14 protein-coding genes are annotated in these 10488 nt (G+C 70.8%); 8 read left to right on the forward strand and 6 right to left on the reverse strand.

Annotation, left to right across the window (positions count from 1 at the left end):
* Positions 1–3 precede the first annotated feature (3 nt).
* Positions 4–1848: an ABC transporter transmembrane domain-containing protein gene (locus ACFFGE_RS02725; protein WP_376834053.1), complete on the reverse strand. Its 1845-nt coding sequence runs from the start codon at positions 1846–1848 to the stop codon at positions 4–6.
* A gap of 130 nt (positions 1849–1978) precedes the next feature.
* On the opposite strand from ACFFGE_RS02725, the gene rpmE reads away from it, so the two are divergent.
* Both rpmE and ACFFGE_RS02735 read left to right on the forward strand, forming a co-directional pair.
* Entirely contained in the window at positions 1979–2203 is a 225-nt protein-coding gene (gene rpmE, locus ACFFGE_RS02730; RefSeq protein ID WP_376834055.1) for a 50S ribosomal protein L31, read from the forward strand.
* 160 nt (positions 2204–2363) lie between these two features.
* Positions 2364–3932, forward strand: coding sequence for a L,D-transpeptidase family protein (locus ACFFGE_RS02735; RefSeq protein ID WP_376834057.1), 1569 nt, complete (start codon positions 2364–2366; stop codon positions 3930–3932).
* On the opposite strand, the gene rcdA is transcribed toward ACFFGE_RS02735, so the two are convergent.
* The gene (gene rcdA / locus ACFFGE_RS02740; protein WP_376834059.1) at positions 3933–4454 is read right to left on the reverse strand and encodes a protease adaptor protein RcdA; all 522 of its coding nucleotides are present in this window, start codon (positions 4452–4454) and stop codon (positions 3933–3935) included.
* Between the two features lie 74 nt (positions 4455–4528).
* Positions 4529–4729 (reverse strand): DUF1192 domain-containing protein, encoded by a 201-nt coding sequence (locus ACFFGE_RS02745; protein WP_376834061.1) that lies wholly within the window; start codon positions 4727–4729, stop codon positions 4529–4531.
* 95 nt (positions 4730–4824) lie between these two features.
* On the opposite strand from ACFFGE_RS02745, the gene ACFFGE_RS02750 reads away from it, so the two are divergent.
* A complete protein-coding gene (locus ACFFGE_RS02750) occupies positions 4825–5796 on the forward strand; it encodes an NAD(P)H-quinone oxidoreductase (protein ID WP_376834063.1) in 972 nt (323 codons plus the stop codon).
* 1 nt (position 5797) lies between these two features.
* Here the strand turns inward: ACFFGE_RS02750 and ACFFGE_RS02755 are convergent, their stop codons facing one another.
* Positions 5798–6688, reverse strand: a complete 891-nt coding sequence (locus ACFFGE_RS02755) for a beta/gamma crystallin-related protein (protein ID WP_376834065.1) — start codon at positions 6686–6688, stop codon at positions 5798–5800.
* Positions 6689–6913: 225 nt separating this feature from the next.
* Here ACFFGE_RS02755 and ACFFGE_RS02760 point away from each other — a divergent pair, with 225 nt between their 5' ends.
* Entirely contained in the window at positions 6914–7585 is a 672-nt protein-coding gene (locus ACFFGE_RS02760) for a DUF1013 domain-containing protein (RefSeq protein ID WP_376834067.1), read from the forward strand.
* Between the two features lie 65 nt (positions 7586–7650).
* Here the strand turns inward: ACFFGE_RS02760 and ACFFGE_RS02765 are convergent, their stop codons facing one another.
* Positions 7651–7824, reverse strand: a complete 174-nt coding sequence (locus ACFFGE_RS02765; RefSeq protein WP_376834069.1) for a YdcH family protein — start codon at positions 7822–7824, stop codon at positions 7651–7653.
* A 128-nt stretch (positions 7825–7952) separates the two neighbouring features.
* On the opposite strand from ACFFGE_RS02765, the gene ACFFGE_RS02770 reads away from it, so the two are divergent.
* From ACFFGE_RS02770 to ACFFGE_RS02780, 3 genes are read left to right on the forward strand one after another with little or no spacing between them, the layout of a single operon-like run.
* Entirely contained in the window at positions 7953–8558 is a 606-nt protein-coding gene (locus ACFFGE_RS02770; RefSeq protein WP_376834071.1) for a UbiX family flavin prenyltransferase, read from the forward strand.
* Positions 8551–9018, forward strand: coding sequence for a TIGR02444 family protein (locus tag ACFFGE_RS02775; RefSeq protein WP_376834073.1), 468 nt, complete (start codon positions 8551–8553; stop codon positions 9016–9018). Before ACFFGE_RS02770 ends, ACFFGE_RS02775 begins: the two co-directional genes overlap by 8 nt.
* 41 nt (positions 9019–9059) lie before the next feature.
* On the forward strand, positions 9060–9284 hold the full coding sequence (locus ACFFGE_RS02780) for a YdcH family protein (protein WP_376834075.1): 225 nt from the start codon (positions 9060–9062) through the stop codon (positions 9282–9284).
* A 13-nt stretch (positions 9285–9297) separates the two neighbouring features.
* Here ACFFGE_RS02780 and ACFFGE_RS02785 read toward each other — a convergent pair whose 3' ends face one another.
* A complete protein-coding gene (locus ACFFGE_RS02785; RefSeq protein ID WP_376834076.1) occupies positions 9298–9867 on the reverse strand; it encodes a GGDEF domain-containing protein in 570 nt (189 codons plus the stop codon).
* Between the two features lie 117 nt (positions 9868–9984).
* Between ACFFGE_RS02785 and purE the strand changes: the two genes are divergently transcribed.
* On the forward strand, positions 9985–10488 hold the full coding sequence (gene purE / locus ACFFGE_RS02790; protein WP_376834078.1) for a 5-(carboxyamino)imidazole ribonucleotide mutase: 504 nt from the start codon (positions 9985–9987) through the stop codon (positions 10486–10488).

Consider the following 10488-nt stretch of genomic DNA (forward strand, 5'->3'; position numbering starts at 1 on the left):
CGCTCAGTCGGCCCTGAACTGCAGATCGGCCAGTCGGGCGTAAAGTCCTCCGCGCGCCACCAGCTCGTGGTGGGTCCCCTCCTCCACCACCCGGCCGTCCTCCATCACGATGATGCGGTCGGCGCGCAGGACCGTGGCCAGTCGGTGGGCGATCACGAGGGTCGTGCGCTCCTCCATCGCCTGATCGAGGGCGGCCTGGACCAGCTGCTCGTTCTCGGCGTCGAGTGCGCTGGTGGCCTCGTCGAGCAGCAGGATGGGCGCGTGGCGGATCAGGGCGCGGGCGATGGCCAGCCGCTGGCGCTGCCCGCCGGACAGGCTCTTGGCGCGCTCGCCCAGCGGCGTGTCGAAGCCCTGCGGCAGGGCGTCGAGGAAGCCGGCGGCCTGGGCCCGGCCGGCGACGTCGCGAATGTCCTCGATCGAGGCGTCCTCGCGGCCGAAGCGGATGTTGTCCGCCGCCGAGCCGGAGAACAGCGGCGTTTCCTGACTGACCCAGGCGAACCGGCTGCGCACCTCGACGGGATCGGCGTGGCGCACATCCACCCCGTCGACCGAGACCGCGCCGCTCTGGGGATCGTAGAAGCGCAGGAGCAGGCGGAAGACCGTCGACTTGCCCGCGCCCGAGGGCCCGACCAGGGCCACCGTCTCGCCGGGGCGCACGGTGAGATCGAGGCCGTTCAAGGCGGGGAGGTCCGGCCGACCGGGATAGGCGAAGCGAACGCCGGCGAGCGTGACCTCCCCCCTCGGCGGCGACGGCAGGGGAATGGGCTCGTCCGGCGCGGCGATGCCCGGCTCGCTGCGCATCAGCTCGTCGATCCGCTCCATGGCGCCGGCGGCCTTCTGCACCTCGCCCCAGGTCTCGCCCAGCGCGCCCACGGCGCCGGCGGCGAACACGGACAGGAGCACGAACTGCAGGAGCGCTCCGGGTGACAGCACCCCCGCCACGACGTCGCGCGCGCCGAGCCAGAGCACGAAGGAAACCCCGCCGAACATCACCATGATGATCAGGGCGGTCATGACGGCGCGCGCCTTCATGCGGTCCAGGCTGGCGCGGAACGCGTCCTCGACCGAGGCGGCGAAGCGATCGATGACGCTGGCCTCGCGGCCGAAGGCCTGGACGGTCTCGATGGCGTCGACGCTCTCGCCCGCCAGACCGACCGCGCCGGCGAAGCGGTCCTGGCTGGCGACCGTCAGGCGACGCACCACGCGTCCGAACAGGAACAGCGGCAGGATCACCGCGGGCACGAGGACCGAAATCAGCAGCGTCAGCTTCGGATTGACGAAGAACAGCAGGATCACCGCGCCGATCAGCGTCACGATGTTGCGCAGGGCGAAGGACACGGAGGTGGTCAGGAGAGTCTCGACCAGCTGGATGTCGGTGGTCAGTCGCGACAGGACCTCGCCGGTCCGCATCTGGGCGTAGAAGCTGGGGTCCAGCGTCAGGACCCGGCCGAACAGGGCGCGACGCACATCGGCGATCACCCGCTCGCCGGTCTTGGTGACGTAGAAGTATCGGACGGCCGTGGCCAGGGCCAGGAACAGGGCGTTGGCGCCCAGGAGCGCGAACCACAGGTTCAACCTCGCCCCGCCGTCCTCGAAGCCCCGGTCGATCGCGCCCCGGGCCGTCGCGGTCAGGGCCAGGGACGCCGCGCTGGAGGCGATCAGCCAGAACAGGGCGATGAAAAGGTCGGCCTTGTGTCTGAGCGCGAAGGGGATCAGTCGAGCGAGCGGACGGATGTCGCGGCGGCGGGCCCGTTTCTCTCCGGCCTCCGCCATCCGTTCGGCCATGGTCTCGCCCGCGCCCGGGCGGTCGCGCAGGTCGGGGGCTCGGGCGGCGTCGGGCTGGCTCATGGCCGCGCCTCTTGCCTGATCAGGGCGTGCGGTGTAAACGCCCGCCCTCTCCCGTCGCACGTCGGCGGGTTTTCTCATTTCTGCGCACAGACGGTCGGAATCGTCGCCGCGCGCCAAGGGCCCGATCGACATGAAGCCGGACATTCACCCCGACTATCACTTCATCACCGTCACCCTGCCGAACGGCTCGAGCTATCAGACGCGCTCGACCTACGGCAAGGAAGGCGACAACCTCGCGCTCGACATCGACCCGTCGACGCACCCGGCCTGGACCGGCGGCAACCAGCAGATCATGGACCGCGGCGGCCGTGTGTCGCGCTTCAACAACAAGTTCGGCGGCTTCATCAAGAAGTGACCTGAAAAGCGCGGCTTCGTCGCCACATGTAAGCGCCGGTCCACGCGACCGGCGCTTTTTGTTTGCGCGGAACGCCGTTAATGTCGGCGGCGTTCGGACCCCGGGGGCGGACGTCGCGCCAAAGGCTCCGGCGTCAATGATTGAGAGAAGCAGGCCGCACATGAATCGACGCGAACTCGGGCTTGGCGCCGCCGCCGCGGCCCTGGCGAGCGCCGTCTCGACGCGAGCGGCGGCCCAGTCCGCCCGGCCCTACGCGCCGCAGGGCGCCCCGGCTCAGAACCAGGCGATGGTCGCCCAGGTGTCGCGGCTGGATCCGACGATCCAGGTGGACGTGCGCGCCTTCTATGACGCCAACGGGTGGCAGCCGGTCTGGAACGCCGAACGGGTGCGCGCCCTGGGCTCGGTGTCCGAACGGGCGGAGCGCCACGGCCTGTCGGGCGCCGAGTTCTTCGACTTCGCCGGACTGGCCGCCGACCCGGCCACCGCCGACGTCCGCATCACCGCCGCGGCGCTGACCTACGCCAGGGTGCTCGCCGAGGGTCGGGTCCGGCCCGAGACCGTCGAGGACCTGTGGGAGATGCGCAAGAACCGGGTCGACCTGCCGGGCGGACTGAGGGACGCCCTCGCCCGGACCCGGCTGCTCGACTGGTTCGAAAGCCTGGCCCCCATCGACATCGGCTACTCCAACCTGTCGGCCGGCTACGTCCGCTACCGGCGGATGATCGCGTCAGGCGGCGCATGGCCGGCGTTTCCGGCCGGGCCGACGATCGAACCCGGGTCCAGCGACAGGCGCATCCCCGCGCTCGTCGCCCGCCTGGTCGCGGAAGGCGACATCGACGAAAGCCAGGCGGCGGCGCTTCAGGGCAACCTGGCCTACACGCCCGAACTGGTCGAAGCCGTGCGCGGCTTCCAGGTGCGGCACGGCCTGGCCGCCGACGGCCGCATCGGCCAGGGCACCCAGCGGTCGCTCTCGGCCTCCGCCGAGGACCGCGCGCGGCAGATCGCCCTGAACCTGGAGCGCCGCCGCTGGCTGGCCCGCGACGTCGCGCCGGAGCGGATCGAGGTCAACACGGCCGCCGCCATCATGGTCTACTGGAAGGACGGTCGTCCGATCCATTCCAACCGCGTGGTGGTCGGCACGCCGGCCAACCAGACGCCGAGCCTTGAGAAGCCGTTCGCGTCCGTGGTGGCCAATCCGCCCTGGTACGTGCCCGCCTCGATCGCTCGCAACGAGATCCTGCCGCGCGGCCCGGGCTATCTGCGCGCCAACAACATGTTCATTTCGAACGGCACGGTGATTCAGCGGGCGGGGCCGAACGCGGCGCTGGGCTATGTGAAGTTTGAGCTGCAGGACAGCTACGCCATCTTCCTGCATGACACGCCCGCCAAGGCCGCCTTCAACAACGCCTATCGCCACCGCAGCCACGGCTGCGTCCGGGTTCAGGACGCCGTGGAGTTCGCGCGGCTGCTGCTGTCGCCCGACCCTGATCGCCTGGCCCAGTTCGACGACGCCCAGTCGACGCGCGAGACGAAGCGGATCACGACCGGACGGGAGATCGGCGTGCGCCTTCTGTACTGGACGGCGTTCGTCGACGGCCAGGGCCGCGTGGCCTTCCGCGAGGATGTCTACGAGCGCGACAACCGCCTGGCCCAGGCGCTCGGCATCGCCGTCAGCCTGCCGCGCCCGGTCGATGACGGTCGCAACGACGCCGACGACGTCGGCCCCTGATCAGGACCGGAAGGCGGCCTCGAGGCGACCCAGCTGCGCCTGCACCGGGTTGGACGCTTCGGCGGGAGTCTCGTCCAGATACATCCGCCGGTCCAGATGGACGATGCGGTCGTGCAGGCGGTCGGCGCGGACGCTGTACTCCACCAGCGCGATCGGCAGCTCAAGCGACGAAGGCTCGGCGTCGGGCTTGCGCTCGGCCAGCCGGTAGCGCGCGTCGCAGGCGGCGTCAGGCGACATGTCGCCTTCCCTGACCGCGCGCTGGACCAGAAGCCAGGAGGCGATCTGCATGAGGCGGGTCGTCAGCTTCATGCTTTCCCCGGCGTAGGCCAGGGCTCCGGCGCGGGACAGGAGCTTGGCTTCACGCCGCCCTTCCCCGTCGAGGTAATCCGCCGTCTCCTCCACCAGCTCCATGCCTTCGCGGAAGGTGCGGTCGAACAGCTCCGACGCGGCGAAGTCGGTCACGAGGGCGGCCCGGGACATCGGCGGCGAAGCATCGGAACTCATGGTCGAAAACATAGACATGGACGCGCGCCGAACTCCAGAGCGAGCCGCGGCCCGCGTTCAGCGATGCCGCCTGCAACGCTCGTGCCAGAGCGTCAGCCTCCGAGGTTGAAGAAGGCGTCCGCCGCCGATTTCTTGGCCGTCTTGGTCTGAATCGCGGCCTTGGCGCGCTCGATCTCGTTCTCCAGCGTCAGGATGCGCGCCTTCAGGTCCTCGACGGAATAGGCGTCCAGATCCTCTCGGGTCAGGGCCGTCAGCACGTCCCTGGACGGGCGGGGTTCAAGGTCTTCGAACATCGTCCCCTCCCCATCACGACGTGGCCGCACGTCGTCGAAACGACTATCTCAACGCCCAACGGACCGGCTTGGCAACCTTTGGAACGGAGCGGCGCATGCGGGTGATCGAGATCGACGGCGGCAGGGGGCCGGCCGAGGCGCTTCGCCCAGCCGAGCGGCCCGATCCCCGGCCGGGGCGGGGCGAGGTCCTCATCGACGTGCGGGCCGCCGGCGTGAACCGCCCGGACCTGCTGCAACGGGAAGGGCTGTATCCCGCGCCGGCCGGCGACTCCGACATCCTCGGGCTTGAAGTCGCGGGCGTCGTCTCAGGCGTCGGCGACAGGGTCGCGCGATGGAAGATCGGCGACCGGGTCTGCGCGCTCCTGGGCGGCGGCGGCTATGCCGAGCGGGTCGTCGTGGACGCCCGCCACGCGCTGCCGATCCCCGACACCCTCGACTTCGTGCAGGCCGCCGCCCTGCCGGAGACGGTCTTCACGGTCTGGGCGAACGTGTTCGAGGCGGGCCGTCTGCAGCCGGACGAGACGCTGCTGATCCACGGCGGGGCGAGCGGCATCGGCGTGACCGCGATCCAGATGGCCAAGGCGGCCGGCGCGCGGGTCGTCGCCACGGCCCGGGGCGCGGACAAGGCTCGAGCCTGCGCCGGGCTGGGCGCGGATGTGGCGCTGGACGCCGCCGCGCCTGATTTCGACGCCCGACTGGACGAGGCGGGCGGCGCCGACGTCATCCTCGACATGCTCGGCGCCGGCTATGCGCAGCGCAACCAGAGGGTCCTGAAGCCCGGCGGGCGCTGGGTGGTCATCGCGACCCTGACGGGGCCCCTGGCCCAGATCGATCTGATGCGGCTGATGCTGAAGCGCCAGGTCCTGACAGGCTCGACGCTGAGGGCGCGAGCGCCGGACGAGAAGGCCCGTCTGACGGCCGAGATCGAGCGCGTGGTCTGGCCTTGGGTCACTTCGGGCCAGGTGCGACCGCCGATCGAGGCGACGTTTCCCCTCCCGGATGCGAAGAGCGCCCACCTCCGGCTGGAAGCGGGCGCCCATGTCGGCAAGTTCGTGCTGACGGTCTAGATCACCAGCCCCAGCCGCCGCGCACCGGCCGCAGCGACGAGATGCGGTCGTTGAAACCGTAGTACTGGCTCAGGTTGCGGACATCGCCGTCGAACACCTGGCACTGGCCGCCGAAGTTGGCGTCGGTGCAGGCCTCCCACCGTCCGTTCAGACGGAAGGAGCTGATGGTGTCGTTGAGACCGAGCCGCGAAAGGTCCGCGATCTCACCCCGCAGGGTTTCCGAACCGCCCGAGAAGTTGGCGTCGCGATAGACGGTGATCGTCCCGCGCCCCCCGCCCCAGCCGCCGCCCCAGCCGCCGCCCCAGCCGCCGCCACCGCCGCCACCGCCGCGGGACGGACGCACCGACGAGATGCGGTCGTTCAGGCCATAATCGGCGAAGTTGCGCACGTCGCCGCTGATCCGCTCGCAGCGCCCGCCGAAGCGCGCGTCCTCGCATACTTCCCACGACCCGCGAACGCGGGCCGAGCTGGCGCGGTCGTTGAACATCGACAGGAACGAGCTCTCGCTGGTGATCGTGGTCGAGGCCCCGCGATAGTCGGCGTCGGCATAGAAGGTGACCGACGCGCCGCCGCCGTTCCCGCCGCCCCAGCCCCCGCCGTTCCCGCCGCCCGGGCGGTCCTCGTACTCGCCGCGATGGCCGTGACAGACCAGGAGGCCGTCATTGTTGCCGATATCGCTGCTGGAGCACCGCGCGAGTTCGATGGACGTCTCCCGCATCCGGCCGCGCTCGTCGCGACAGTCGGCGTAGAGCCGGCCCTGGTTGACGTAGGCCCCGGTGCAGCTCTGCTGGTAGCTGCCCCGCGGCGCGCCACGGGCCTGGGCCTCGGCCGGCTGGGGCGTCGCGGCCAGGGCGGCCGAGGCGACGCCGAGGGCGAGGATGAACTTGATCATGAGGGGTCTCCCTAATCCGCGCGGAGCGCCGCGCGTCCTCCAAACACCAGGATGGCGGAAGCCTGAGTGACCTTTCTACCATGAACCCGGGCTGTATGGCCGCGTCAGACGGCGTTTTCTTCCGGTGCGAAACAGCCTATAGAGAACGCTCCGCGCCCGGCCGAAAGGTCGGGCGCCGCCGTTTCCGGCGTCCGGCGACGCCCCTCATCCTCGGGACCGACTGTCATGACCGAAATCCTGATGCCCAAGGCCACCGCGGTCTGGCTGGTGGACAACACCTCGCTCACCTTCGAACAGATCGCGGACTTCTGCGGCCTGCACCCGCTCGAGGTTCGCGGCATCGCCGACGGCGACGTGGCCCGCGACATCCGCGGCGCCGACCCCCTGGTGAACGGCCAGCTGACCCGCGACGAACTGGACAAGGCGCAGGCGGATCCCAACTACCGCATGAAGGCCGTCGTCAGCCGTCACGCCGAGATGCTGAAGCCGGTGAAGGCGCCGCCGCGCTATACGCCCGTTTCGCGCCGGCAGGACCGTCCGGACGCGATCATGTGGTTCGTCAAGAACCACCCCGAGGTCACCGACGCCCAGATCGCCAAGCTCCTGGGCACCACCAAGGCCACGATCGAGACCGTCCGCAACCGCACCCACTGGAACGCCGCCAACATCAAGCCGGTCGATCCGGTGACGCTGGGCCTCGTCGGCCAGCTTCAGCTCGACGAGGTGGTTCGCAAGGCGGCGGAGAAGAAGGCCAAGGACGACGCCAGGAACGGCGGCGCCACTCTCCAGCCCGTCGGCGCCGAACCCGAGCCCGAACCCGAGGTGGTCGAGGACGAGCCCGATCCCCGCCGCGGGGCCGAGCCGACCGCCGAGTCGGTGTTCGGCACGCGCGACTGACGCGGCCAGGAAAAAGGCCCCGGGCGCGCGCCCGGGGCCTTCTTTTCTCTTGGGATGGAGCCCGTCTAGGGCGCTCGCATCTCCAGCTGACTGATCTCTTCCTTGAGCCGAAGCTTTCGCTGCTTGAGTTCCCTGAGCTGCAGCGAGTCCGTCGACGGGCTCCGCGTCGCCTGGTGGATGGCCTCGTCCAGAGTGCGGTGACGATTCCCCAGTTCGCGGATCCGAGCTTCGATGGTCATGGCTTGCGCCTCCATGTCTAAGGGACAAGAAGAGTGAGCGCCCATATTGACGAGCTGTGGAATCACTTCCGTGTGACGCCGAGGCTCGCCCGGACCCTCGGAGCCTGACCCCGAAAATGGCCGAAGATATGAACTCCGCCATAAGCCCGCGCCGGATCGTCGTCGGGGTCTCCGGCGCGTCCGGGGTGATGTACGGCGTGCGGGCGCTCGAGGCGCTTCGGGCGCTGGGAATCGAGACGCATCTGGTGGCCACCCGGGCGGCCATGCTGACCCTGGCGGAGGAGACGGACCTCTCTCCGGACGACCTGACGGCGCGGGCCGACGTGGTGCACAGGCTGGCGGACGTGGGGGCCTCGATTGCCTCCGGTTCTTTCCGGACGCTGGGCATGCTGGTCGCGCCCTGTTCGGTTCGGACCATGAGCGAGATCGCCACCGGCGTGACCTCCACGCTTCTGACGCGCGCCGCCGACGTGACGCTGAAGGAGCGCCGGCCCCTGGTGCTGATGGTGCGCGAGACGCCGTTCCACCTGGGCCACCTGCGGACCATGACCCAGCTGACGGAGATGGGGGCGATCATCGCCCCGCCGCTGCCCGCGCTCTACGCCCGGCCCGGGTCGGTGGAGGAGATCATCGACCAGTCGGTCGGGCGGGCGCTGGACCTGTTCGGCCTGGATTGGCGCGCGACCAGGCGGTGGGAAGGGCTGGGTCAGGCGCCGGGCCGCGACGATGACTGACCTCTGGAGCTGGGCGCTGGAGGCCTATGCGGCGGAGGGCGTGCAGGAGGCCTGTCTGGCCCTTCAGGACTCGGCCGATCAGGACGTGCCGTTGTTGCTCTGGGCCGCCTGGGCCGCGCGGTCCGGTCGGCCGCTGGACGAGGACGCTCTGGAGGCCGCCTGCGACCTGGCCCGTGCGTGGCGCGAGCGCGCCGTCGGGCCGCTCAGGGCCGTGCGGCGCGGCCTCAAGGTCCGGCATCCCGATCTGGACGACGCGGCCCGCGAGGCGGTGCGGGCGCAGGTGAAGGCGGCCGAGCTCGCCGCCGAGCGCGCGCTCCTGGAGGGGCTGGAGGCGCAGTCGCCGCCGAGCGCCGGGCCGCCGCTGGCGACGCTCGACGCCCTGATCGCGGCGTCCCGCGCCTGGTCCGCCCGCGTGCCCCGCGCGCTCCTGCAGACCCTGGCCGAGCGCCTTCCGGACTGACGCGGCCTGAGCTATAAGCCCGCCCTCCTGGGGCCCCACGCATGAACGACGACGCCACGCCGATCGACGAGGAGACCATCCTCCTGGCCGCGCGCGTGAAGGCGCTTCGCCAGGAGCATGCGGACCTCGACGCCTCGATCGAGGCGCTGGAGCGGATGCCGATCCCGGATCAGCTGCTGATCGCGCGGATGAAGCGCAGGAAGCTGTCCCTGCGCGACGAGATCGTGAAGATCGAGGCGCGCATCCTGCCGGACATCATCGCCTGAGGCAGAACGAGTCCTAAGCCCTACCGCCTCTCTTGCGCACCCACATCGCGGCGTCGGCCTCGGCGAGCCACACTTCCGGGTCCTCATGGCCGGCGAAGGCGCGCACGCCGATGGAGCCGCCCAGCGGCGCGACGCGGCCCTCCCATTCGAACGGGCTGGCGTCGAAGGCCTCGGCGAGGCGACGGGCCTTGTCGCGGCCCTCGTCGAGCCCGGCGTTGAGCATCAGGAGCGCGAACTCGTCGCCGCCCAGGCGTCCGACCGCGTCGGACTCGCGCACATTGGCCAGCAGCATCTCGGCCACCCTGACCAGCGCCGCGTCGCCCGCCGCGTGGCCCAGCGTGTCGTTCACGCCCTTGAAGCCGTCCAGATCCAGATAGAGCAGCACCGCCGGCGCGTCGTAGCGCCTGCAGTAGGCCATGGTCCGGCGCATCGCCTCGACGAAGCCGCGCCGGTTCAGCGCCGGGGTCAGGACGTCGTGATCCGCCGCCGCCTCCGCCGCCTCGGCCCGGGCCTTCAGGGCGGCGACCTCGGCGCGCAGGCGCTCGATCTCGGCGATCAGGTCCTTGTCGGCCGCGTCCAGCAATCGGAACTCCCCGCGCGACTCAAGCCATTCCGCGCCGCGGCAGGGTAGCCGCCTGAGTTGCGGGCGCAACGCGGGTGCTGTAAGCGCGCGCTTTCCCGAAGGCCAGGACGAGGCGACATGGCTCCTTCGCGTGCAGATCAGCGCCCGCCCGTGGCCATCGTGATGGGCAGCCGGTCCGACTGGCCCACCATGAAGCACGCCGCCGAGGTGCTGGAGCGCCTGGGGATCGCCTACGACGCCCGCGTGGTGTCGGCCCACCGCACGCCGGATCGGATGTACGCCTTCGCCAAGGGCGCGGCGGCGGAAGGGTTCAAGGTCATCATCGCGGGCGCCGGGGGCGCGGCGCACCTGCCCGGCATGATCGCGTCCCTGACCGCCCTGCCCGTGCTGGGCGTGCCGGTGAAGTCCAAGGCGCTGAAGGGTCTCGATTCGCTTCTGTCGATCGTCCAGATGCCCGGCGGGGTGCCGGTCGGCACGCTGGCCATCGGCGAGGCGGGGGCGACCAACGCCGGCCTCCTGGCGGCGCAGATCCTGGCCCTGTCCGACGGGGCGCTGGCCGAACGGGTCGCGGCGATGCGCCAGGCCCAGACCGACGGCGTGGCCGAGACGGTCGAGGATTAG

Source organism: Brevundimonas balnearis (assembly GCF_042434805.1).
In the GTDB taxonomy this organism is placed as follows: Bacteria; Pseudomonadota; Alphaproteobacteria; order Caulobacterales; family Caulobacteraceae; genus Brevundimonas; species Brevundimonas balnearis.